Annotated in this window: 16 protein-coding genes; 14 read left to right on the top strand and 2 right to left on the bottom strand. The window is 39.3% G+C overall.

What is annotated here, in order from left to right; genetic code table 11:
- The first annotated feature begins 459 nt into the window (after positions 1-459).
- The 4 genes from AC1DG9_RS04770 (at position 460) to AC1DG9_RS04755 (ending at position 8138) form a co-directional block, all read left to right on the top strand.
- Positions 460-3534, top strand: a complete 3075-nt coding sequence (locus AC1DG9_RS04770) for a SusC/RagA family TonB-linked outer membrane protein (protein WP_337715770.1) — start codon at positions 460-462, stop codon at positions 3532-3534.
- 19 nt (positions 3535-3553) lie between these two features.
- Positions 3554-4891: a RagB/SusD family nutrient uptake outer membrane protein gene (locus AC1DG9_RS04765; protein ID WP_337715768.1), complete on the top strand. Its 1338-nt coding sequence runs from the start codon at positions 3554-3556 to the stop codon at positions 4889-4891.
- Positions 4892-4911: 20 nt separating this feature from the next.
- Positions 4912-7566, top strand: a complete 2655-nt coding sequence (locus tag AC1DG9_RS04760; RefSeq protein ID WP_477634359.1) for a M14 family zinc carboxypeptidase — start codon at positions 4912-4914, stop codon at positions 7564-7566.
- Between the two features lie 101 nt (positions 7567-7667).
- Positions 7668-8138 carry a carboxymuconolactone decarboxylase family protein gene (locus AC1DG9_RS04755; protein ID WP_337715764.1) on the top strand — a complete coding sequence of 157 codons (471 nt, stop codon included), beginning with the start codon at positions 7668-7670 and terminating at the stop codon, positions 8136-8138.
- 154 nt (positions 8139-8292) lie between these two features.
- Here AC1DG9_RS04755 and AC1DG9_RS04750 read toward each other — a convergent pair whose 3' ends face one another.
- Complete coding sequence (locus AC1DG9_RS04750; RefSeq protein WP_477634358.1) at positions 8293-11616, bottom strand: VCBS repeat-containing protein; 3324 nt, start codon at positions 11614-11616, stop codon at positions 8293-8295.
- A gap of 296 nt (positions 11617-11912) precedes the next feature.
- On the opposite strand from AC1DG9_RS04750, the gene AC1DG9_RS04745 reads away from it, so the two are divergent.
- Entirely contained in the window at positions 11913-13817 is a 1905-nt protein-coding gene (locus AC1DG9_RS04745) for a GxGYxYP domain-containing protein (protein ID WP_477634357.1), read from the top strand.
- Here the strand turns inward: AC1DG9_RS04745 and AC1DG9_RS04740 are convergent.
- Positions 13814-14677 (bottom strand): AraC family transcriptional regulator, encoded by an 864-nt coding sequence (locus AC1DG9_RS04740; protein WP_477634356.1) that lies wholly within the window; start codon positions 14675-14677, stop codon positions 13814-13816. The genes AC1DG9_RS04745 and AC1DG9_RS04740 overlap by 4 nt on opposite strands.
- A gap of 155 nt (positions 14678-14832) precedes the next feature.
- Between AC1DG9_RS04740 and AC1DG9_RS04735 the strand changes: the two genes are divergently transcribed.
- The 9 genes from AC1DG9_RS04735 to AC1DG9_RS04695 form a co-directional block, all read left to right on the top strand.
- Positions 14833-15648 carry a phytanoyl-CoA dioxygenase family protein gene (locus AC1DG9_RS04735; RefSeq protein ID WP_337715755.1) on the top strand — a complete coding sequence of 272 codons (816 nt, stop codon included), beginning with the start codon at positions 14833-14835 and terminating at the stop codon, positions 15646-15648.
- Between the two features lie 27 nt (positions 15649-15675).
- The gene (locus AC1DG9_RS04730) at positions 15676-16776 is read left to right on the top strand and encodes a glycoside hydrolase family 2 TIM barrel-domain containing protein (RefSeq protein ID WP_172660852.1); all 1101 of its coding nucleotides are present in this window, start codon (positions 15676-15678) and stop codon (positions 16774-16776) included.
- Positions 16777-16865: 89 nt separating this feature from the next.
- Positions 16866-17453, top strand: coding sequence for an RNA polymerase sigma factor (locus tag AC1DG9_RS04725; protein ID WP_337715753.1), 588 nt, complete (start codon positions 16866-16868; stop codon positions 17451-17453).
- 61 nt (positions 17454-17514) lie between these two features.
- Positions 17515-18690: a FecR family protein gene (locus AC1DG9_RS04720; protein WP_337715752.1), complete on the top strand. Its 1176-nt coding sequence runs from the start codon at positions 17515-17517 to the stop codon at positions 18688-18690.
- Positions 18691-18943: 253 nt separating this feature from the next.
- The gene (locus AC1DG9_RS04715; protein ID WP_477634355.1) at positions 18944-19975 is read left to right on the top strand and encodes an STN domain-containing protein; all 1032 of its coding nucleotides are present in this window, start codon (positions 18944-18946) and stop codon (positions 19973-19975) included.
- A gap of 10 nt (positions 19976-19985) precedes the next feature.
- The gene (locus tag AC1DG9_RS04710; protein ID WP_477634354.1) at positions 19986-22031 is read left to right on the top strand and encodes a SusC/RagA family TonB-linked outer membrane protein; all 2046 of its coding nucleotides are present in this window, start codon (positions 19986-19988) and stop codon (positions 22029-22031) included.
- A gap of 24 nt (positions 22032-22055) precedes the next feature.
- Positions 22056-23927: a RagB/SusD family nutrient uptake outer membrane protein gene (locus tag AC1DG9_RS04705; protein ID WP_337715750.1), complete on the top strand. Its 1872-nt coding sequence runs from the start codon at positions 22056-22058 to the stop codon at positions 23925-23927.
- 32 nt (positions 23928-23959) lie between these two features.
- Positions 23960-25267 (top strand): IPT/TIG domain-containing protein, encoded by a 1308-nt coding sequence (locus AC1DG9_RS04700; RefSeq protein WP_337715748.1) that lies wholly within the window; start codon positions 23960-23962, stop codon positions 25265-25267.
- Between the two features lie 84 nt (positions 25268-25351).
- On the top strand, positions 25352-26151 hold an 800-nt coding region (locus AC1DG9_RS04695), incomplete at its 3' end, for a DUF1565 domain-containing protein (RefSeq protein WP_477634353.1).

Here is a 26151-nt window from a genome sequence, read left to right as displayed (position 1 = left end):
TAAGATACTGAATTAAAAATTTAAGACAACAATTATTGTGCTGGAAACGATAAAAAGAATGTTGTGGTTCAGAAATTTTACACTTTTAGCGTATAAATCTCAATTCTTCTTAGTTAATGTTCCTATAGTTTAAATAAAAAATTGCGGATGTTATGATTTATTGCTTTATTTGTATATTAATTCTATAGATTTAATATACTATTTAATCATGAACGCAATTTTACTTCAAAACAAGTCGCTCAGTACTTCTAAATCTGATCATTATTTTCCAATGGTGAGGCTTCAATCAGCATCATTATTTTCGGGCAACTTCTCCAAGTGTTGCCGTTGTTGTTAGGGGATTTCGCCTGATTGTTTAGGCAGATTTTCGATCACCTTTAAATTTTTAGATTCCACAATTATGCCACTCAAAGAGGAGGTAAGGGGACTCGCATGTCATTACTTTTTTAAACTTTTAAAATGAAGCATTTATATAAAAGAAGCGCATACCTGCTCATTTGTGTATTATGGGCACATGTTGCAGCCGCACAGGTAGGTGCACCAACAATTAAATCAAAATTAAATGGTATTGTGTTAGATGCCACAACAAAACAACCCCTTCCGGGTGCTGTAATAAAAATAAAAGGGACTACTCATTCTGTTGCCGCAGATGAGAATGGTAAATTCAGTTTTGTAACCGGACAAACCTTTCCGTACACACTTGTAGTAAGTTTTATTGGGTTTGTACAACAGGAAATTACTGCTAAAGGGAGCCCTGTAGAAATCCTTTTAAAAGAAAACCTTAGTGAACTAAATGAAATAGTAGTTACGGGTTACAGTTCTCAGGAACGTAAATATATAGCAAGCTCGATTACCAGTGTTAGTGGGAGTGTTGTCCAGGATCAGCCATCGGGAGGATTTAATCAGCTGTTACAAGGGAAAGCTACAGGCGTACAGGTGTCTTCAAATTCTGGCGTACCCGGTGGTGGTATTACCTTTAGAGTTCGGGGAAACAATTCGATCAATGCTTCTGTAGATCCACTTTATATAATTGATGGCGTATTTATAAGTAATTCTGATCCTATCTCCGCAGGATTAGGTAACCAGCAGGCTTCCAATCCAATCGCTGATTTGAATCCATCTGATATAGAAGACATACAAATTCTAAAGGATGCGAATGCAACAGCAATATATGGTTCATTAGGGGCAAATGGAGTAATTATTGTAACAACCAAAAGAGGAAAGCGAAACACTAGTGCAAAGATAAATTTAAATTCTTTTCAGGGATGGTCGACTGCTATCAATAAGTTTGAAGTAGCTACAGGGCCGGAAGTAGCCTTGTTGACTAATGAATCCAGAATTAATACCGCTATTGATAAAGGCGAAGATCTTTCTGCAGTGGTTTTGCCTTTTCCGAATCCAGAAACCCAACCGACATATGATAGGATCAGTGGTCTGTTTCGTACTGCCCGTACCTCAAATTACGAGGTATCTACACAAGGGGGTACAGATAAAAGCACTTATTATGTTGGGCTTGGTTACTTAGATCAGGAATCCATAGTAAAACCATCAGACTATACCCGTTATTCGGCCAGGTTAAACTATGATAATTATTTAACCGACAGATTAAAGATTGGTACCAGTATTAACTTTACCAGATCAAACAGGAACTTGAGCGGAAGTGACAACAATCCTCAAGGAGTTATCAATTCGGCATTATTTCCGAGATCATACCTTCCAATATTTAAAGAGGATGGTACATATGCCAGGTATGGTAGCTTTGACAATCATCTTGCATTAATAGAAAACCTCGATAGTAAAGCGGTAGGGTGGCGTACTATTGGCAATGTTTATGGTGAGTATTCAATAGTTCCAGGACTTAAATTACGCAGTAGCTGGAGTTTAGATAATAGCAGTGAATATGACAACAGCTATTCTAGTACACTAATCAGTGCAGGTATTGCCGCTAATGGTTCAGCTTCATCAACAGAAACAAAGAACCTTGTTTTAACTAATGAGCAGGTATTGAATTTTGTGAAATCTTTTGGTGAAGATGGTAAGCACAATATTAATGCATTGGTTGGTAATACCATAAATACGGTATTAAATGAAAGCACAGCTGCTACCGGAACTGGTTTTGCGGCAAACAGCCTTCGTTCTGTCTCTGTTGCAGCAACTCGCTCCGGTACTTCTTCCAGAGCTGAATCCAAACTGTTATCTTTCTTTAGTAAGGTAAGTTATACCTATAATGGGAAGTATACAATTGATGGAAGTATCCGTGCCGATGGATCTTCAAAATTCGGGATAAACAAACGTTGGGGATATTTCCCCTCTGGAGGTGTAGCATGGCGTGCTGGGCAGGAAGATTTTATTAAAAATCTGAATGTATTTGATGAATTAAAACTTAGGGCCAGTCTTGGGCTTTCTGGAAATCAAAACGGAATTGGCTCCTATGCAGCACAAGGTTTATGGTCGTCAGGAGCAAATTACCTGGAGCAACCCGGAATATCCCCTTCGCAACTTGCTAATCCAGACCTTACCTGGGAAACTACTCGTCAGTTTAATGTTGGAGCCGAGTTCGGGTTTTTCAAGAACAGGCTAAGCATTGTGGCAGATTACTATAATAAATATACCTATGATTTGTTATTAAACGTTCCTGTTCCTTACCGCTCAGGCTTTGCCAGCTACCTGCAAAATTATGGTTCGGTACGTAATAAAGGATTTGAATTGGGCATCAATTCCACGAATGTGGCATCAACAGATTTTAAATGGACAACCAATTTTAATATCTCTTTTAACAATAATAAGATCGAAAAACTTGCTTCAGATATCAGCTTAGGCGCTTCGGGCAGAAATATTTCAATTCTAAGACAAGGTCATTCGGTTAATTCCTTCCAGTTGTACAAACAGTTATACGTTGATCCTAAAACGGGTAATGCCGTTTATGAAGATGTAAATAAGGATGGTCTGATCACTTCTGCCGATAGACAAATAGTAGGCAATGCATTGCCAAAATATACCGGAGGTTTAACCAATAATTTAAGCTATAAGAGCTTCGATCTGAGCTTCTTCGTTTATTTTCAGCAAGGTAACAAGATTATGAATATGAATGATTTCTTCATGGTTCATGGAGGAACTCAGGCTAATATTGGCTTTTTACCGCGTCAGTTAGATCGCTGGCAAAAGGAAGGGGATATCACTGATATTCCAAGATTGACTACATACAGTTCGAATCCTACTGAAAATGGAGGTGCAGCCAATAATTATGGCGGGAATGTAGCAAGCTTAAGTTCCAGGTATCTTGAAGATGGTTCGTTCATCAGATTAAAAACCCTGACCCTGGGATATACTTTGCCAGTTGCGGTTTTGAAAAAGATTAACATAAGCAGGATCAGATTATATGCTCAGGCTACCAATCTTTTAACCTTTACCAATTATGGCGGTCTGGATCCTGAAGTAAGTTCTCAAAGTAATAACCAGAATACGGCAGGTTATGATTGGGCAACTGTCCCTCAGCCCCGCACTTTCCAGATCGGTGCCAACGTAACCTTTTAATGATTAAAATCTAGAAAAAATGAAAGCAACATATATCAAAAATACAGTCCTCATTGCTGTTATTTTCTTTTTAGCATCTTGCAAAAAATACCTGGAAGAAGTACCAAATAACTCTTTGCCAACAGAAAGTTCTATTACTGATGTAAGCACCGCGCGTGCAGCCGTAATTGGTACATATGATCGTCTTCAGGGATACTATGCCTCGAACTACCCAACGCTAGGTACCATCACCACAGACAATGTTATCTTTAATGGAACCTTAAGTGAATACCTCCAGTTAGATCAAAATGCAGTTCCTACAGATAATGTAATTACGGTAGCGGCTTATCAGAATATTTATAAAACAATAAATTCTGCTAATAGTGTAATTACGTACGTGCCGGGGGTAGCAGACCCATTGCTGACCGCTGCAGAAAAGAATAAAATTCTTGGAGAGGCTTACTTTATTCGCGCATTGTCTTTCTTTGATCTTGCAAGAGGCTGGGGTGGCATTCAGCTCCAATTAAAGCCAACTACAGATCTTACCGTTTTGAAAGGCATTAAGCGTAGTACGCTGGATCAAACTTATGATCAGGTTTTAGCAGATCTGGTTAAAGCTGAAGAGCTTCTTCCGGAGGATGCGACAACCCGTAACCGGGCACAAAAAAGTACTGCAAGAGCACTTAGAGCCAGACTCCATTTATATAGGAAACAATGGGCCGATGCAGAGAAGTATGCTACGCTGGTTATAGATAATACGAAGTATTCTTTGGTAAAACCATATAAGTCGTTTTTTACAGCACCTTTTCAAAGTGCCGAGTCGGTATTTGAGCTTGCTTACTCAGTTAACGACCGGAATAGCTACTGGAATTTATGGTATCCAAGTTCGGCCGGAGGACAGTTTACTTTAAAGCCTTCGGATGCATTAGTKGCAAAATTAAATAATCCGGCAATAGGCGGTACCCGCAACGCCTTAATAGCTGGTAGCGGGGCTACGGTATATGGCGTGTTGTATAATACAACATCTACAAGTACTGATCCATCATATTTAATTCGAATTGCAGAATTGTATCTGATACGTGCCGAAGCAAGGGCACAGCAAAATAATTTGACAGGGGCAGCCGGAGATTTAAATGCGATAAGAAAAAGAGCTGATGTACCAGAAACGACAGCGGTAACCCAAGCAGATCTTATTAAAGCTATCGAAGACGAAAATGGGATTGAGTTTGCTTTTGAAGCTCATCGATGGTTTGATCTGGTAAGAACCGAAAGGGCAGGAGTAGTATTGGGTTTAACCAATAAGAACTACTGGTTGTTTCCAATTCCGTATTCTGATGTTTTATCAGACCCAGATGTAACACAAAATCCAGGATATTAATTAATCTATTAACTTAAATAATGATGAAAATAATCTATAAATCCAGTAAGATATTGATCGTATTTTTAATGCTGCTGGTTCAACACACATTTGCCCAAAATAATTATTACTTTCCTAAAGCAACTGCTTTAGATGCTAAAGTACCTAGTCCGGAACAATACCTTGGCTATCCGATTGGATCTTACTTTACCAGATATGAAAGGGTGGTCGATTATTTCAGAGAACTGGCAAAAATAAGTGATCGTGTTCATGTTGAATCTATAGGTAAAACATATGAACAAAGAGAGCAAATTATAGTAACTATAACTTCTCCGGCAAACTATACTAATCTGGAACAAATAAGGCAGGATCACCTGAACCAGGTAGATCCTTCAAAACCTGCGCTAAGTAGTAATGCACCTGTGATAGTGCATCTAGGTTATGGTGTACATGGTAACGAGACTTYTAGTACGGAGGTAAGCTTACTTGCCGGATATTATTTAGCGGCAAGCCAGGATGCAGAAACGAAAAAATGGTTAGATGAATCGGTTATTTTTATAGATCCGGCATTGAATCCAGATGGAAGAGACAGGGCCGCAAATTGGCACAATGCTTATCACTCGTTTCCAGCTGTTGGCGATCCAATAGATAAGGAACATCAAGAAGCATGGCCAAATGGGCGTACCAATCATTATTTTACAGATTTAAACAGAGATTGGTTAAATCTTGTTCAGATTGAGAGCCGCAATCGCCTTGTGTTTTTTCATAAATGGTATCCGAATGTTCAAATTGATTTTCATGAACAGGGAACAAACGCAACTTATTATTTTGAACCAAGTCCGAAGCGCCACGAGAGCCCGGTAATACCCCAATTTATTTACGATTTTAATGTTGTTTTAGCTAAATACCATGCTAAAGCTTTAGATGATATTGGGTCGTTCTACTTTACCAAAGAAAATTATGATAATCTTTCGCCAATTTATGGTTCTACATATCCTAAATTCTTTGGTTCTGTTGCAGCTACATTTGAGCAGGCAAGCTCCAGGGGGATCTTACAGGAGTCGAGCAACGGCCCACTTACTTTTGCTTTCACTATCAGAAATCATCTGGCCACAAGTTTTTCAACAATAAGAGGTTCTGTTGCGGAGAAAGCGGGCCTATTTAAAGTTCAAAAGGATTTTTTTAAGTATGCGCTGGAGCAAGGACAGAAAAATCCGGCAAAGACATTTGTTTTTGGTGATAGTAAGGATGTTAATTTAACTCAAAAGTTTTTAGGCCTGTTGCTGCAGCATCATATCAATGTTTATGAACTCTCCGATAACACCACTCATGATGGCAAAACATTTGAAAAAGGAAAGGCTTATGTGGTGCCATCAGCCCAACCAAATTTCTTACTGGTACACTCTATTTTTGAAGAGAACGTTTTAAAAGACAGTATTTTTTATGACAATACAGGATGGAGCATTATTCATGCTTATGGTTTAAAATATGCTAAACTAAATGTGGCAATTGCAAAAGGTAATCAGGTTACTGCTTTAATCCCTGGCAAGGGTGCTGTTGAAGGCGGAAAGTCTCCTTATGCTTACTTGATTAACTACAGCGATTACAATGCTAGCAAAGCACTTTATCAATTGCAGCTGAAAAATGTGCTCGTTAAAACAGCCTTTAAAGGTTTTTCTGCAAATACTCCTTCTGGTAAGCGGGCATTTGGAAATGGGTCGTTAGTTGTTCCGGTAGTAGGGCAAACTCTTTCAGCTGATTCTCTGTATAGTGCATTACAGACTGTAGCTGCAGAAACTAATATCAACATTTTATCTGTTACAAGTGGATTTAGTGCAGAAGGGATAGATCTTGGTAGCAGCAATATTAAAGCAGTAAGAAAACCGGAAGTAGCTTTAGCTTTTGGGCAAGGGGTAACTTCATCTGAAGCCGGACAGGTATGGTTCCTGCTTAATCAACAACTTAATTTGCCGGTTACTAAAATTGATCTGGCTAGTTTTTCAAGAGCATCTTTAGGTCGTTATAATACCTTGGTTTTACCCGGTGGTAATTATAGTGCATGGGACAAAGAAACAGTAGGTAAGATCAAGGCATGGGTAAATGAAGGAGGAACATTAATTACTTTTCAAAATGCAACAGCATGGGCTGTACAGAATGAAATTGTAAAAGAAAGATTATCAGAAACAGAGGCTTTCACAAGAAGAGGAGAAACTCCTTTGGTATCATCTCAGGCAATAGTAAAAGAGAAGGCGCCGGCGGGAGGGGCTAAAGATGCTCCTGCCAAACCAGAAGTAGAAAGGCTTGATTATGCCAGACAAGAAGATGTAGAGGGATCGAGACGAATTAACGGTGCAATTTTTCAGGCAGATCTTGATATTTCACATCCGATAGCATTTGGTATAACTGATAGAAAGTTATTCATCAATAAAAATGGACCTACCTTGTTACTACCTAGCGCAAACAAATATGCTACAGTGGCCCAGTACACCAGTAAGCCCTTTATTAATGGGTATTCATCAAAAACAAATATTGGTAAAGTAGCCAATTCTGCGGCCATTATTGCCACGGCAAGTGGAAGCGGTGAAGTGGTTTTGTTTGCTGATGACCCAACTTATCGTGGCTATTGGCTAGGAACAAGCAGGCTGTTTTTAAATGCAGTTTTCTTTGCTAATCTTCTAAATGGAGGGTATAGATAATAAAAACAGAAAATATTTTTTATTTGATGTCCTATTTCTGAAATCTCAATTGTCATAGCGGTATAAAACAACTATTGTATTACAATTTAGATCAAAAGAAAATGGAACAAAGAATCAATTTATTCGCAAAAGGACAGAATGCTATAAAAGCAATGTATGGTTTAGGGAGTTATCTTGCTAAATCTCCGGTTGAAAAGAAACTTTTAAACTTGATTTATTTTAGGGTATCTCAAATTAATGGATGTGCATTTTGCTTGGATATGCATTCAAAAGATTTGCGCATAGAAGGTGAAACCGAGCAACGACTGTATGTGTTGAATGCATGGCGTGATGCTCCGCTGTATACCGCGCGTGAGCGTGCTGCATTGGCGTGGGCCGAGGCAGTAACAAGGATAACAGGAGGTGATGTTTCTGATGAAGTATATAATGAAGCAATACAGCAGTTTACTGAAGAGGAACTGATAGACTTGACAATAGCAGTAAATACAATTAACAGTTACAATCGCCTTAATATTGCTTTTCGTACTCCGGCAGGAGATTATCAGCCAGGTGCATTTGCTGTAAAAGGGTAATAATTTGTATTTTCTAATTAAACAGGCAATCCCCAGTTGATAAAGGATTGCCTGTTTTTGTCAAAATTTCATTAATTATTTCACTGTCACTTGTTTTAGAAATACCGAGGTAAACTTGCCGATAGTATGAACTTTTTTGTACACGCAACGCTGGCTAGTTTTGATTAAACCGGAATGCCCTTAGCTTCTGCTGGTTAATTCCAATTAGTAGCGTATTGTTTATGGTAAGGGTACTTCTTACATCGCCTTTTAGACTAAGACCACTTTGCAGTTCAGGAACATATTTAAATGTGCCTTTTCCATTGCCTTTTAGCACTACACCGTGGTTGGCATCATATTTTCCAAAGCGAATGCGAGACTGGTTGATATTACCACATAAAAGCAAGTCTTTATTCCCGTCGCCGTCGTAGTCTAGGCAGGTGATGGTATAAACCGGGGCGAACTGTGCCTGTAGTGGCAATTGTTTCTCTTTGAATCTTCCATCACTGGTGTTTTCAAAATATACCGTTTTGAGGTAATTGGCCTTTAAAATCTTTGAACCCTTGAGCTCTTCTGCAGTGAAAACTTCATTTAGACCTGCATCGGCATAACTTTTATAATCAGGGAAGCGTGTTCGCATGATGCTCATTTGATCGAGAATCTCGTCGCGGGTCAGGTAAGGATAACTTTTGCCCATAATGTAGAAGCATAGGATCGGGTCCATGGCTCCGTTATCGTCAAAGTCTTTGTAGACCATCTCTGCCGGTTCGTCGTCGCTTACCCGGCACTGGCTGTTAAGTCCAAGATTGCCAACTACAAGGTCCGGCCTGCCATCGCCATTAAGATCTTCAACCTTCAGGGTGTTCCACCAACCGCTGTATTGTTTGTCAAAATATTTATCTGTCCTGTTCTTTAGCTTACCATTATCATTGATGAATGCGGTGACCGGCATCCAGTCGCCTATTACTATAAGGTCTTGTATCTTATCGTTATTTAGGTCTAGAACACCAGCATCCGTAACCATACCAATGTACTCCAAATCAGGTGCAATTTTTCTAATCTGATTAGAAAAGTGACCCTTTCCATCGTTAATCAGCAAAAAGCTCCTTGGTGTTTCAGGATATTTGKAGGTCGTGCTACGGCCCCCCACAAACAGATCCGGCCTGCCATCGCCGTTAAAATCGCCCACTCTTGCACAACTCTTGCTCACGTGCATTTCTGGAAGTGAATTGATTGATTTAGTAAAATTGCCTTTGCCATCATTGATATAAAGTTTGTCCTGAAATAGCGGGTCATTGTCTTTAAAGCTCCCATACCCTCCACTTACTACATACAAATCTGGGTGACTATCTCCATTAGCATCAAAGAATATGGCATCTGTGCATTCACTTGCCGTATCGGCTAGAAAGGGTTTTTGGTTCTTCATGAATTTCCCTCCTTTTTGCTGGATGAATAATGCGCTGGCTTGATTGATGTCGCCGCCAACGAATATATCACTTAGCCCATCACCATTCACGTCGCCCTTGGCCATACATGGTCCGGTGAAGGACTGTGCATTGACAAGGAGGGGCTGACGCTTATAATCATTAATTTCATTCTTAACCTGTGCAGATGCAATTGGTGAAGGTATTTCGGTGAACAAGGGTTTTGATGGCTTTGGTCTCTGGTAAGTGTCTTTGGCATCGCTTTCTATAAGTACCAGCTGTTTGTTTGCTACAACATTGGTGAGGACTTGGTACTTTCCGCTAAGCCATACGATTCTGACTGAATCAACCATTTTTTCTTTGCCCAAACCAAAATGCAGGTTTTGAGATACGCTGGACAAGTAACCTTTGGATGGCATCTGCTCTAGGCATTGCTGGCGTCCTTTATTAAATATAGTTACTAAAGCACCAAGACCACTGGTATTTTTACCTGAACCTTTTAGCTTTACTTTTAAGTAGTGCATTGTGGGGCTACCCTGGTTTCGATAGAGGAAAGCTGCCTTATTGATGTTATTGACTATAATATCTAGATCTCCATCATTATCGAGGTCACTGTATGCTGCACCATTACTGTTCGATGGTATATTTATTCCCCAGTCAAATCCTTTATTGGTAAAGGTAAGGTCACCATTATTTTTATAGATATAATTCTTTACATCGGAAGAAGGTACTTTCTTAAGTAAAGCGATCAAATCCTTTGCTTCAACCTGACCATTGAGGCTTCTCATATAGTTCTCATTGTATTTAAGCACGTCCATATTAGTGAAATCGCGCATAAAACCATTGGTTATAAAAAGATCCTTCCAGCCATCATTATCATAATCAGCAAACAAGGGCGCCCAGCTCCAGTCTGTATTGGAGATGCCCGCCAGCTGTCCCACTTCACTGAAGGTGCCGTTGCCGTTATTTATATGAAGCATATTCCGCATATATTGATAATAAAAACCGTTACGTAAATTGATGTTAAATACTTCATAGTTATCCAGTCCCGATAATAACTTTTGGCGTTTATTGTCTTCAGGAAGCATATCGAGCGTGAATATATCTTGAAGGCCATCGTTATTGACATCACTAATGTTGTTACCCATAGAAAACAATGAAATGTGATCCAGGTTGTTCTGCAGTTTATCTGTAAATGTTCCATTTCCGTTGTTGAGGTACATTCGGTCAGGAATGGCATAGTCATTGGACAGGTATATATCAGGCCATCCGTCGCCATTGATGTCACCAACACCCCCGCCAAGACCATACGATAAAGTAGACATATTTATTCCCGCTTGCTTGGTTACATCTTTGAAATGTCCATTTTCATTTTTGAGCAGTTTAGAGCTCGCAAGCGGATCATCCTGTTTTTTTAATTCTTCGATCGTAATGTCATCCAGATTACTAAGTACCTTAATATTATCATTTACAAGAAAGAGATCCAGATCGCCATCACGGTCATAATCAAAGAAGACTGATTGTGTACTGTAGGATGGATCAGCCAATCCGTAAGCTTCGGCTTCATCTTTAAATGTAGGTATGCTGTCTTTGTTTAATCCCTGGTTAATAAAGAGCTGGTTTTTTGAGTCCGGACCCGCTTCTCTGCCCGCATAACATACATAAATATCCATGTACCCGTCACCGTTTACATCTACCATGTTGACTCCGGTTTTCCATCCCGGGGTTCGTCCAGCTACGCCTGAAATTTCAGTAATATCGGCAAACCGCATGTTACCGAGATTGCGATAAAGCTTGTCTCCGGTCATATTGCCAGAGAAGTAAATGTCATCTAATCCGTCATTGTTGAGGTCGCCAACAGCTACACCACCACCGCTGTAGAAACCCTGATAGAAGCCGACGATTTTTTTTTCAAGATCTTCTTTGAGCACATTGTTAAACATGACATTGGTATTGGAAGAATCGAGTAGGATAAAGAGCGGGTTTTCAGCAACAGAGATTGTATTGTCTTTTTTTGATCCAGTACAGGAAAACAGAAGAAAAAGAATTACAATTTGGATATAGAATTTTGGCATAAAGCTTTAATTTATTTGGTTAGTGGCTGAGCTCAATATTTGTCAAAAACACATTACATTGTAATATTTTTGAGACTTTAAAATAAATATATAGGTTATTCTTGATTATATCTCAATTAATTTTTTCAAGCAGAAATTCCGATAAGAAAAGCCTTTCATCTGCTGCCTTCAAAAATTTCCTTTAAAATCTTGCTGGTAAAAACAACATTAATTATATCACTGATAGCTACTTAAAAGAGACGGGGCGGATCTGAATTTGAAAAACTTCTTTATATTCACTGTTTAACACACAACTGATGACAGCCTTTAAATTAGCCAGTAGTATGCTCCTTGGGGGGTGGTTTGTTTTGCTCTCTCCCTATGTAAAATCTCAATCACTAAAAATAGGTGTGTTTGACTTAGGATATACCTTAGAAAAAGATCTAAGTAACGCTGAAGATGTAAAAACAGCTTGGGATGATGTGCATACAGTTTCAACACTGCAAGGAATAGTGAACCGCAAATCGCCAAGACTGTATATTTACTTGGTAAAGAATGGGTCAATAGACATTGACAGGTACTGGTGGAATAAATATCGCCAAAAAGACAAATGGTTAAACAGTAGAGATACTGTGGTTTATAAGGATGTTATTAGTTTAGTTAAAGCATACCGGTCAGCGATTAAAGGCGTGGTGGTTTATGATCCAACTGTAGCAGCAACCAGTAATRTTGCCTCTTCTGTTGCGGGGCAAGAAGATGTAATTGCCATTCGTTACGATCCTGCTAAAAATAGTTTATACACACAACTTGTATTACAAGGCCCTAAATTACCTGTTAAGGTCTGGTTATTAAATAAAAATGGATCGTCGTTATTTACAGGATCAGGTAATATTCCCGGAACTAAGCGCTTATCCACAGGTTCGGCAAAAAATGATGCTTACTTGTGGTTTATGGAGAAATATACAAAGGCTGGCAAAACCAATACAAAGTATGGGGCATATTATGTAGATCAGCAGTGGATGAAGAATCCGCATGCTGCCGGACCAAACCATCATACGCTTACCAATCATGATTTTTTTGTGAGTAAACGCGGGTTTTTCTTTGACCTGAGCCCTTGGGGTGATGAGCCTGCAACTGATGATCCTACTCAGAAAACAGGGACAGACCTAAACACACTTAAAGAATTACTGCTTACTGCTTATCAGCATAATAAGGGCATGGATTATGCATATCTTGGGGGTTTCCCTCCATGGGCTTTTAAATATACTAAACATGCCGGTGGTAGTCACGATGATGTGCCGACCGAATGGGAATATTCTGCTGTGATAAGCGCCTATAACGCGTTTAAAGACGCTGATGCTATTGGTTTCGGAGCACTGGCAAATGCCTCTTTCTGGCAGCATTATCCACTTAAAAAGAAATATGAACAAAAGTGGGTTACCCAGGCTGAACTGAAGCAAAGAGGTTATTTAACTGAGGACGGAAAAGTTAATTTTAAAGGGCGTAATTTCTTTATTTTCTATGTTGGTGATTACGATGCATCTTCATGGGTGTCTCAAACTACGCCTACTTTATGGGATAGTCCCGAGCGCGGTAAAATTCCATTGATGTGGTGCATTAGTCCGGTTTTACAGCAGCGAGTGCCAATGGCAATGGAATACAGGAGGGAATCGGCAACAAAAAATGATTATTTCGCTGCAGCTGATAATGGTGCGGGGTACTTAATGCCCGGAATGTTGCAGCAGCCCAGACCAATTTCTGCATTACCGGATGGCCTTGATGCCTGGGTAGCACACAACAAACCTTATTATGATAAGTGGGACTTAAGCATTACCGGGTTTATTATTGATGGCCAGGCGCCCGGGCTTAATAAAAAAGGACTGGATGCGTATGCTAAGTTTAGTCCTAACGGAATAGTTCCACAGAAAACCCCATTAACTTCTTTACATGGGAATATGCCTGTGCTGCGTGCTGATGATGATGTTAATGAGGATGATCCTGCCGAAGCGGCAAAGCATATTCTTGATAGAATAGGGAAACGGCCGGTTCCGTTTCATTGGTTTCGCAATATTTTAAAAGATCCCGGATGGTATGTAAAAGTGGTTGATGAGTTAAAGCGTATTGATCCTAAAATTGAATTATTGGATGCACCAACTTTTTTCGAATTGTATCGTATTTATTTAAAACAAACTCCGGATGCTGCTAATGGGAAGATCAATTAGGCGATATCTTTCCTGAATTCCTTGCGGTATTTTAAAGGACTAAGCTTCATCTTTCTTTTAAAAAGTTTATAGAAATGCGATAAGTCGCCAAAGCCATTCTCAAAGCAGATGTCGGAGATAGATTTATCTGAATTTACAAGTTGTTGAATGGCGTAATTTATCCGATAGTCGGTTACTGTTTCTATAAAAGTTTTTTTTGTGGTCTTTTTGTAGTACTTGCAAAAAGCGTTTGGCGTCATATTTACCAACGCGGCTGCCTGATCAAGCAAAATTTCATCCTTGTAATTGTCGATGATGTAACCCAGAACTATATTGATTCTTTCTGGTTTCGCTGACTGATGCGCCTTTGTTTCTTGTTTGTCGAGTAATTTGTATTCTTTGGAAATGGCGAGGGTATATAAGATTTCTAAAAATTCTATAAGTCRCTTAAAAGAATTTGGTTGTTTGGCCAAAAGAATTAATCTTTTGGTTATTTCTTCTGCAGTATTATTTAAAAACTGTATTCCATGCTTGCTTCTCTCCAGCAGATGTAATATTTGAGATAGCTCTGGCTTGGCCAGGAAATCTGTACCTAAAAAATCATTGTTAAATTGAACAACTACCGATGCAACATCCTTGTCTTGTTCTTCATTATTTTCAATTTTCCAGCAATGGGGAAGATTTGAGCCTATAAGAACCAGATCCCCACAGCTGTATACATCCATATGATTGCCAACATAACGATTACCCTTACCTTTTACAATAAGTGTAAGTTCATGTTCCGGATGAAAATGATAAGGCGCAGTAAACTCCGTGAATTCACGAAGGAGAAAGGAATTATCATTATATGGGTCTAATGCTTCAAATGCGGCTCGTGCCATGTTAATTATTTCATATTCTCATAAAGTTATCGGTTTATTCTTGCAAATAGATAAAAAAAACCATTAAAAGGCCAATTTACTCCTTTTGCGGACTAACGATAAACAGTTACTTAGTAATTGAAAACACCAAATGTAAACCTAAATCAAATAGAGCCATGTCGACAATTGAATTGCCTAAATTAGATCAGTATCGGGAAATAACTTATGCACAGGCTGCTGCATTCCGTCAGAACGGACACGTTTTAATCCCAAATGTACTTGATGCTGAAGAAGTGCTTATTTACAGAGATGTAATAAAAGAAGCTGCTGATAAGTTCAATACCGAAAAGAGAGATTTAGCCGAAAGAGATACTTACGGTAAAGCTTTTTTGCAGATAATGAATCTGTGGGAAGTAGATGAACAAGCGAAGAAATTTACGCTTGCCAAACGTATGGGGAAAATTGCTGCAGATTTACTTGGCGTAGAAAATGTACGTATCTATCATGATCAGGCCCTGTTTAAAGAACCTGGAGGTGGACCTACTCCGTGGCATCAGGATCAGTATTATTGGCCACTGGATACGCATAATACCGTCACTATGTGGATGCCTTTGGTAGATATTAATGTAGAAATGGGGATGCTGACATTTGCGTCTGATTCTCATAAAAAAGGGGTAGTGTTTAATTACGAGATCTCTGACGAATCGGAAGCTGAATATGAAAAATATGTTAAGGATAATGACTTCCCTATAATGCGTTCATCGACGATGAAGGCCGGAGACGCAACCTGGCATTACGGCAATACCATTCATAGTGCTCCCGGTAACCAATCTGACATTATGCGTGAGGTAATGACTATTATTTACGTCGCTGAAGGCGCACGGGTGGCCGAACCTAAAAATAGCTGGCAGGTAAATGACCGTGAGCGTTGGCTGATGAATGCACCTATTGGCGATTTGGTAAAGTCAGAAATTAATCCACTAGTGCTATAGAAGGCTCTCAATTTTTTAAACTTTGTAATGAAAAAGATAGCTTATGCAATAAATTTACTATTGCTGTTACTATTCGTTTGTCCGGTTACGGCCCAAACAGATCAACGCTGGCCAAAGCAGAAAATATGGGATTGGTACAACAAGCAGCCATTTTATTGTGGCTTTAATTATATCCCGGCTTATGCCATTAATTATACTGCTATGTGGGATAAGACTAGTTTTGATGCCAAGACCATTGATAAGGAACTTGCCCTGGCAGAGAAAACCGGACTTAATTGTTTGAGGGCTGTACTTCAGTATGCAGTTTATGAAGATGATCCGGAATATTTTTTAAATACCCTGGATAAGTTTCTGGCGATTTGCAATAAGCATAATATTAAATTTATGCCTGCTTTGTTTGATGACTGTGTTTTTGGAATTGAGCATGATCCTAGAGTAGGAAAGCAACCGGAGCCGCTTAAAGGCTGGTATGCCTGGGCGTGGTCGCCAAGTCCGGGTCACAGCATGGTTGTTGATTCTACTACCCATCCCCGCATTGAAAAATATGTTAAAGCTGTAATTGGGCGCTTTAAGGATGATAAACGCATTTTTATCTGGGACTTGTACAACGAACCCACAAATGGCGGACTGGGGTCTGCTAGTTTTCCCTTGCTTAAAAAGGTTGCTAAATGGGCACGCGAAATCAATCCTTCACAGCCAATAACAATTGATATATGGAATGGCGATAACCGGTTGAATGATATTGCGCTTGCAAATTCAGATATTATTTCTTTTCATAATTATGGTAATAAAAATGACCTGACCAAGCAAATTGTGGAACTTAAAACGCAGGGCAGACCCTTATTTAATACGGAATGGATGAACAGACCTAATGGATCGGTAATCAAAGATAATCTGGCTGTTTTTTATAATGAGAAGGTTGGCTGTATGTTATGGGGCCTTGTAAATGGTAAAACGCAAACAGACTTGCCGTGGGGGCATCGGCCTGCAGATCCTATTCCTGCAGTATGGCAGCATGATCTTTTTCGGGGTGACTTTACACCTTACGACCCTCAGGAAATTGAATTGTTAAAGGATTTCGCTTTAAAATCCAGAAACAGCAGTTATTTGCAGGAGCATCAGAAATAGTGGCTGCTCGTTAAGGGTTGTGGTTGAGAATTAATAACATATATAATTTGCGTTAATTTTTTGTAGTTTCGGCTTGGGAACCAAACCGAATGAACATTTATAATAATTACAGTGAAAAGAAACTAGTTACACTTCTTAGGGAGGGTGATGCGGATGCTTTAAGCAGTCTTTATTATTTGTATGTGAAACAATTAAAATATTTTGTGCTAAGAACAGCAAAGTCTTCGCTTCTTGCTGAAGATGTTGTTCACGATACTTTTATTAAGGTTTGGGAAAACAGAGATAAAATAGATTGTGAACAGCCATTTAAACCCTATCTGTATACTATTGCGCGCAGACACCTGCTTAATCTGTTAAAACGGGCCCAACATGAAACAAGCATAGTGGAGGAGATGCGGAAAAACGTAATTGGCGAGGAAAATGCTACGGAGCTTCTGCTTGACTATAGCGAAAGCAGCTCGATATTCAATGAAGCCATAAAAAGTTTGCCAGAACAGAGAAGAGAGGTGTTTATCCGTTGTCGCATACAAGGATTAACGTATAAACAGGCAGCAACAGAACTGGGTATTTCTGAGAGCACAGTAAATAATCAAATGGTAAAAGCGCTTAAATCAATAAGGGGATTTATCACTATGCGCAGTGCAGTAATCGTACTAATGGCTGCAATAATAAAATAATTATTTTTTTAGGATAGATGTATCGTTACTCCCATTTGTATTAGTTACAAAAGGAGAGAAATTGAACAACGAAATCATACACCTGTTTACAAGGTATTTAAATAATCAATGCAGTAAAACCGAACTTGAAAGGGTTTTTAAGCTCATTGAAGAAGGAAGTAATAAAAGTGAATGGGATTTTGTGCTCGCAGAAGAAGCTTCCAGATTGGTAGGTAGTGACCATCGGGCAGAAATGTCTTTAGATGAAATCACCAGACTTTACGGTAAAATACAAGATAGCATTAGTGAAGAAGGGCATAAAATTGTTGTTCTTCGGGACAGGAATTTGTATTGGAGAAAATTTGCTGCTGCAGCAATCATTCTGATCACTTTAAGTGTAGGTACTTTTTACTATTCGTCCAGACTAGATACCAAGTCTGATAAATTGGTTCATGATGTAGCTCCTGGTGGAAATAAAGCGGTACTCACCCTAGCGAATGGAAAGAAAATAGTTCTTACTGATGCTAAAAACGGAGCGCTGCCCCCACAATCCGGTGTTACAGTTACTAAATTAGCCGATGGGAAAATTGTTTATACCTTAGAACCAGGTAAGGTTGCAAATGCAGCCCCCAACACTATAGAAACACCAAGAGGGGGCCAATATCAAGTGGTTTTACCAGATGGAAGTAAAGTGTTTTTGAATGCAGCATCTTCATTGACATACCCAATCTCTTTCGTTGCACTGAGGGAAAGACGAGTGGAATTAAAAGGTGAGGCCTACTTTGAGGTCGCGAAGGATAAAAGCCATCCTTTTATAGTTAAGACACAAAATCAGGAGATAAAAGTTCTGGGAACTCATTTTAATATCAATAGTTATGCTGATGAACCATTGACCAAAACGACGCTTGTGGAAGGATCTGTGTTGGTTAAGGCCTCAGGTATACAGCAAATACTTAAACCCGGAAGTCAGGCTATAAATGGATACGATGGGTTAAGAATTGTCGAGGCAAATATGGATGAGGTTTTGGCCTGGAAAAATGGATACTTTATGTTCGATAGTGAAAGTATCGAATCGGTAATGAGAAAGATTTCGCGATGGTATAATATAGATGTGGCATTTAAAGGAAATGTTTCCAAAGACAAATTTGGCGGTACAGTGAGTCGTTTTGCGAATGTGTCACAAGTACTCAGAAAATTAGAATATACAAATAAGGTTCACTTTATAATTGAAGAAGGGAGGATTACAGTTACCAAATAACTACATAAAATCAATAAAGTAATCTTGGGTTTAGCGAATTGTTTTGGTAAAAACTGCCCTCGCTAACAGAAAATAAAAAAAAGCCAGAAGTGCTTGCAACACAACTGGCTAATGCCTGGATTACTAAGTCAACAAACTTGCGATTCAATCAACTTTAACCAGCGAACCTGTTATTGAGCTTTAATAAGTGCAATAACCAACTCGCTAATAACCAGACCAACAAATGTATAAAAATTATGCTAACCAACTTGGTATGCTCAAAAAGTATATCAATAAACTACTGCTGATTATGCGACTAACCACCGTAATATTAATAGCAACCATGATGCAGGTGAGTGCAGTAGGTTTTGCGCAAAGGATCACGCTTTCGGAAAAAAAAGCGACCCTTAAGCGTATTTTTAAGGAGATACGAAAACAAAGCAATTATGATTTTTTATATACCGAGGAGCTATTGCAAAACGCAAAGACGGTAGATATCAAAGTTAATTCTGTGGAACTGAATGAGGTACTGGAAAAGATTTTCAGCGGCCAGCCCCTGTCTTATACTATTGAGGACAGAACTGTTGTGATTAGAGAAAAGGTTAACGGCCTTTTAAAAATAAAGCCCGTTGTTGCCCGGGCTATTGACATACGTGGCCGTGTGCTGGATCCGCAGGGCAAAGGAATACCTGGTGTAACAGTTCGGATAAAGGGTGAAACAGGCGGCGGGACTACCAACAGTAATGGAGATTTTAGCATTGCTGTTACTTCGCCTAATGCTATCCTTATTTTTTCTTACACTGGTTTTATTACTCAGGAAGTTTCTGTTAACGGTCAGAATGCCATAAATGTGGTGCTTAAAGAGGCAGTTGATGAGCTTTCGGAGGTTGTGGTAGTGGGCTATGGTACCCAGAAAAAGATTACGGTAACCGGTTCCATCAGCTCTGTGAATATGGCTGATATGAGAACCCCGGTTGCAAATCTTTCTAACGCATTGGCCGGAAAAGTAGCTGGTATTATCTCTATGCAATCAAGTGGAGAACCTGGGTACGATAATTCACAGTTTACTATTCGTGGTTTGGGAACATTTAACGGTGGAAACACCTCGCCGCTTATCATCGTGGATGGTGTTCAGCGAGATGATGTGAACAGTGATTTTGGGGGTTCATTTAATAACATAGATCCTGAGGATATCTCCAGCATTTCCCTGCTTAAAGATGCCTCTTCAACAGCAATGTATGGTGCAAAAGGCGCCAATGGCGTATTGATCATTACCACAAAAAGAGGGGTAGAGGGGCCCATATAAAGTTTCAAATTTGAATGGTTTTAATCCCAATCTGGATTTTAAGAGATATGACTTTAGAAGTAATATTGATGTAAATGTGACTAAAAGTACTTTGCTTCAGCTAAATCTTGGGGCAATGTTGGTAAATTCCCGTTACCCGGGTATTTCTGCAGGTAGTTTATGGTATCAGTCTTATGCTACCACACCAGTTGCCTATCCTACAAGATATCCTGATGGTAAATGGGCAGGCCCCACAACAAATGGTGGTTCCAATCCTTTAAATGAGGTTCAGAACAATGGCTACTCTGATGAGTTTAGGCCTGCAGTTCAATCCGTATTTACTGTAAATCAAAAATTGGATGTGGTCACTCCTGGTTTGTCGTCTTATGCAAGATTTTCATTTGACAGTTACGGACAGTTTGATAACAGAAGATCAGGTATAAACGACAATTGGCAAGCGATTGGTCGTGATGGTAATGGCGAATTGATGTTTACACAGACGAGAATTGGACAGCAATTTTTAGGTTATGGTCGATCTTCTGCTGGTGAGCGGATGATGTATTTAGAGGGGAATATTAATTATGATAGAACCTTCGGAAATCATCGATTTGGCGGAATGTTTTTATATAATATGAGGAACAGGCTGAAAAGTACAGCTGAGGATGTGATTGGCTCCATTCCATTCCGTAATCAAAGTTTGGCCGGAAGGATTACCTATGGCTATATGGATAAATACTTACTTGAAGTGAATGCGGGGTACACGGGTTCCGAGAATTTTGAAAAAGGTAAGAAATTTGGAGTTTTCCCTTCAGTATCCGGAGGCTGGGTGATCTCTAATGAAAGTTTCTTTAAACCATTTACCGAGACGTTCAGTCTTTTAAAACTTCGTGGTTCTTATGGTGTTGTGGGTAATGATAATATAGGTACTGGGAATAGATTCCCTTATTTAACACAAATTGGTGGAGGTGGAGGTACCGGATTCGGATTAAATGGAACATATTATGGTAGTTTAACTGAAAATTTAATAGGTATTGAAAACTTAACCTGGGAGAAGTCTTACAAAGGAGATATCGGACTTGAGATCGGTTTGTTTAATAAGTTCAACCTAATTGTTGATGCTTTTGATGAAAGACGTAAAGATATTTTAATCAGAAGAGAATCAATTTCTTCAATTGGCGGCTTCGGTTCAACTGCGATCTTTGCCAATTTAGGTGAAATGAGTAATCGGGGTATAGATGCAAGTATTGAGTATAATGATCAGATAGGCGCCGTAGGTGTGCGTGTGTTTGGAAATGTAACCCACAGTAAAAATAAAATTACTTTTGCAGACGAGCCTAAAAGAAAGTTTGCCTACCAAAGCGCGGCAGGATATGCATCTAATGAATTTATGGGGTATGTTGCTGACGGATACTTTACCGATCAGGATGATATAGACTCACGTCCGGAACAAAAATTCGGGACAGTGCAGCCAGGGGACATTCGTTATCTGGATCAGAATGGAGATGGTGTTATTGATGCCTATGACAGTAGAAGGTTAGGTAAGTCGCCTTTCCCTTCCTGGTTGTATGGGGCTGGTTTCTCTTTAGCTTATAAACGATTCGATCTTTCGTTATTTTTTCAGGGAGTGGCTGATGTAGGGATTATGGCAAATGGATCAGAGATTAGGGGAAATGGCATGGGCGTAGACGGGGTAGGTGTGATACCTTTCTCCGGCTTAGGTCAATATCAAAACAATACCCTGGCTAAAGTTTTAGATAGATGGACCCCGGATAATCCTCGTCAGGATGCATATTATCCTCGTTTAACTGTGGGTGGTCTTTCCGATAACAACTATTTAAACAGTACACACTGGCTTAAAGATGGTTCTTATATCCGTTTAAAACAGGCTTCTCTGGGATATACACTTACGTCAGAATCTATGAAAAAAGCAGGTGTACCGGTATTGTACTTTTATACATCAGGTCAGAACCTGCTGACCTTCAGTAAATTCAAAATATGGGATCCGGAATTGGGATCTAATGGTGCAAAGTATCCCATTACAAGAATGGTAACTTTTGGTTTAAGGGCGCAGTTTTAATAACCATTACTTAAAATGATTACAATGAATAACTTATATAAAAACTTTCTATCTATCGGCAGTATTGCACTTTGCATATTGTTGTTTAGTCTTGGTTGTAAATATTTAGATAAAACACCTGATAATTTGCTTACTTCTGATATGCTTTGGCAAACCAGAGCAAATGCGGAATCCTATCTGAATCAGATTTATAGTCATGTTTCAATTCCAGCAGATACCTATAGTATGCTTGGTGCAAGTGATGAAACCTCATGTAGTATCCAGGGGGTTGCCGTTCGTAAAATGATTACTGGAAATTGGAATGCTCAGAGTAATTATTGGTATTACTGGGGTGATAATTATGCCGGTATCAGACAAAGTATTGTATTTGAGCAAAATATTGATAAAATGTCTGAGAGTTTAATCGGTGCAGATTTGAAAAAGCAATACAAAGCAGAAGCTATCTTTTTAAGAGGTTGGTTTTACTGGAAATTATTAAGACAATATGGGCCTTTTGTTAAGGTGACTGAATTATTGAGTCTTAATGACGACTATAATAAATATCCTCGTAGTCCATTTAATGAATGTGTTGATCACATCAACTCCTTATTAGACAGAGCAGCGGCTGATTTACCTGATGCCTGGTCTTCTTCGGTAAACTATGGCAGAGCAACCAAAGCATCCTGTCTTGCTGTTAAATCGCAAGTAACCTTATTAGCAGCGAGTCCGCTGTGGAATGGCAACCCAAAGTTTGCAGGGTTTAAAAATAATGACGGTACTTCTTTAGCGCCGTTGCAGTATGATGCAAATAAATGGAGAGCAGCTGCTGATGCCGCTAAAGCGGTAATTGACCTGCAGGGTTATAAACTATTTACAAATATTGATGAAGGTGATGCTCAGTTTGATCCGTACCTATCTTTCCGTAACCTGTTCCTGACAAACTGGAACAATGAAATACTGTTCTCTACCAATATGGCTGGTTCATGGCAATGGGGACATGAGGTGCGTTGTGCACCTAAACCAGGTGGATTTGATATGCAAAATGCAACGCAGAATGTTGTAGATGCCTTTTATATGCGTAACGGAAGGACTATTGATGATCCACAAGCTCAGTATGTGGAAACAGGTTTTGTGCAGTCCGATGACCCGGCCAACTGGGGTAAATCCAGAGATGGCTTAAACAGAGGTTATGTTAAAGGGAATTCAAATATGTACGTTAATAGGGAAGCACGGTTTTACGTGAGTATTCAATACAATGGTAAACCAGTTCTACCTGCGCCTACTGCGGATGACAGGAATTTCTTCTCTTCAGACGCAAATAAGGATGGTACCGGACGTGCTGAGTTTTACTACTCAGGAAAATCGGGCGTTGGTGTAAACAATAATGGAGATATTACCGGTTACGATGTGTTAAAAAATGTGAGCCCTGCTTCTAATATAAGAACCAGTTCTGTGACCTACCGTCCTTTTATTCATCTGCGTCTTGCTGAAATGTATTTGAATTATGCAGAGGCATTGAATGAGGTGGAGCCAAGTAACACGGATATATTAAAATATGTGAATCTGGTAAGACAGCGGGCAGGTGTGCCTAATTTGGAAACTGTTTATCCGGGAGCTGTAGGCAATCAGGATGAAATGAGGAAATGGATTTTGAGGGAAAGGCAAATAGAATTGGCTTTTGAAGGTGATAGGTACTTTACCTTGATCAGAAGGTTGATGATGGGGGATCCCAAAGTGCAAAGCATTTATAGAATGAATACCATTACAAACGATGGTAACCAGGGTTTTGCTTTTGCTGATTTTAACAAAAGAACCTTGCTTCAAAACAGAACCTGGACTGATAAGATGTACTTATTTCCTATTGCACAGGATGATATTGATAAAAATTCATCTTTAGTACAAAACCCGGGTTGGTAATGGATTCATCATTTATTAATACGTATAAGAATATGAAAAGATATATAAATGCTTGCTTACTTATTGCCGCTTTCCTGTTGGTAGTGATTGCAGGATGTAAAAAGGATGAAGGATTTAAACATGATGATTCCTCTCCAATAACAATTGATAAAATACTTCCTGAGAAAGGTAGTGGTGGTACTGAAATATTAATTAACGGAAGTAATTTTACTACCGATACCTCAAAGATTAGGGTAACACTGAATGGTAAGCCGTTAAAAGTAGTTGGCGTTAATGGTAAACAGTTGATGGTTGTGGTGCCTAAAAAGGCAGGTTCAGGTGCGATTACCGTAAAAATTGGTGATAAAACTGCGACAAGTACAAGTACTTTTACTTATGAATATACAAGAACTGTAACTACACTAGCCGGTTCTGGAGTTGCAGGATTTGCAAATGCGCAAGGTACAGATGCCATGTTTAATTTTAGTGGGGAATCCTGGTACAGGGCCAGTGGTATCGTTGTTGATGATCAGCTTAATGTATATGTAACCGATGTAGGTAACCATTGCATTAGAAAAATTGATAAGGATGGCAACGTGACAACTTTTGTAGGTAATCCAACGAGTGGCGGTTATGCCGACGGGAAAGGCACTGCAGCTAAATTTAGTATTCCTTATGGGCTTACAATAGACCCTGAAGGTAATTTGTATTGTGTTGATCCTGGGAATTGGGACATTAGAAAAATAACACCTGATGGTACAGCTAGTCTTTTGACCTGGGCGAATCAAGAGCCCTGGAGTGTGGTTTTCGATAAGAAGAGCGGTAATATTTTTTATGCAAGTTGCAATTCTCCAGGTAATGTATATCAGGTGACACCAGCTGGCGTAACGAGTCAGGTTATTGCAGGGTTGAACTATCCATCAGGACTTGCTTTTGATAATACGGGGAATCTGTTTGTTACTGTACATGGAGATCAGGTCATTAAAAAATACGAATCCTCTAACTGGATCGGCACAACCGCAGCAGGATCTGGGTCGGTTGGTTATGAAGATGGACCAGCTTCATCCGCTAAATTTGCCTATCCATGGGGTATGACAATAGATGCCTCAAATAATTTGTACATAGCTGGAAATGGCTCTGGAGGCGGGAGTACTTCTAATCCAGATCAAAGTATCCGTTATGTAGATGGCCTGACTTACTCAGTAAGTACTTTCGCTGGATCTGCAAATGCGGGAAATGTAAATGCTGTTGGCAAAGCTGCAGCATTTAGTGCGCCTTCCGGAGTCGCTGTGGACAAGAATGGAACCGTATATGTGTTGGATAAAAACAACAATAGCATTCGAAAAATAGTTTCGGAATAAACAACTCCTTTAATTTTAACATACAAACTTGCTAACCAATTAAAAGTAAATAGCTTTTAATTGGTTAGCTCTTGAATTTAAGTTATGAATACATCAAAGCTAGGGTATTTTAAGCGCATCTTTTTTTTAGGGATCATCATGTTGAATTATGGTGTTTTATCTGCATGCAGTAAGAAAAGTTCCTCAGCAGGTTCGGATAAACCAGAAGGACAAGCTTCTGGAARAGACATCTATGTGGCTGTCAACGGAAATGACTCAAATAGCGGGACATTGGAGGCTCCGGTAAGTACGATTAATAAAGGACTTGAATTGGTTACTCCCGGTTTTACGGTTTTTGTAAGAGGTGGTACTTATAAGGAAAAAGTCTCTTTTGCTAAATCTGGCAGAAAGGATAAGCTGATTACTTTAAAGCCATATCAGGGAGAAAAAGCGATTATTAGTGGTGATGGCCTTTCTGTGTCTGGTAACGAAGCACTGGTTACAGTAAATAATGTAAGCTTTATTGTAATTGACGGTTTCGATATTTGTGATTTTAAAACCACTAATGCCTGGGCCAATGTTGATGGAATAGTAGTAAAAGGCGGTTCAAGTAATATTACCCTACGAAAGAATCGGGTATTTAATATCGAAAATAATGCCGCCCCCGAATTGGGTAGAAGTGGACATGGTATTCATATTATAGGCAATACTAATGTGGCACTTACAAAGATTTTGGTCGAGGAAAATGAGGTTTTTGACTGTAACACGGGTTATAGCGAAAACTTGACGATAAATGGATACGTGGATGGTTTTGAGATCAGAAAAAATAAGGTTTACAACGGTGAAAATATAGGCATTGTGGCTGCTGGCGGTTATGCTGCAAATCCCAACCCTTCGTATAATTA

The organism is Pedobacter sp. 05L430 (genome assembly GCF_056397585.1).
Note: the sequence above shows the minus strand (reverse complement) of the source record. Positions and strands in the feature narration are given on the sequence as shown.

What these genes read in the sequence shown, in the direction of transcription:
- AC1DG9_RS04730 (WP_172660852.1), top strand. Translation starts at nt 15,676, where the DNA reads ATGAAAAAGATAGCTTATGCAATAAATTTACTATTGCTGTTACTATTC.
- AC1DG9_RS04725 (WP_337715753.1), top strand. Translation starts at nt 16,866, where the DNA reads ATGAACATTTATAATAATTACAGTGAAAAGAAACTAGTTACACTTCTT.
- AC1DG9_RS04755 (WP_337715764.1), top strand. Translation starts at nt 7,668, where the DNA reads ATGGAACAAAGAATCAATTTATTCGCAAAAGGACAGAATGCTATAAAA.
- AC1DG9_RS04735 (WP_337715755.1), top strand. Translation starts at nt 14,833, where the DNA reads ATGTCGACAATTGAATTGCCTAAATTAGATCAGTATCGGGAAATAACT.
- AC1DG9_RS04770 (WP_337715770.1), top strand. Translation starts at nt 460, where the DNA reads ATGAAGCATTTATATAAAAGAAGCGCATACCTGCTCATTTGTGTATTA.
- AC1DG9_RS04700 (WP_337715748.1), top strand. Translation starts at nt 23,960, where the DNA reads ATGAAAAGATATATAAATGCTTGCTTACTTATTGCCGCTTTCCTGTTG.
- AC1DG9_RS04705 (WP_337715750.1), top strand. Translation starts at nt 22,056, where the DNA reads ATGAATAACTTATATAAAAACTTTCTATCTATCGGCAGTATTGCACTT.
- AC1DG9_RS04715 (WP_477634355.1), top strand. Translation starts at nt 18,944, where the DNA reads ATGCTCAAAAAGTATATCAATAAACTACTGCTGATTATGCGACTAACC.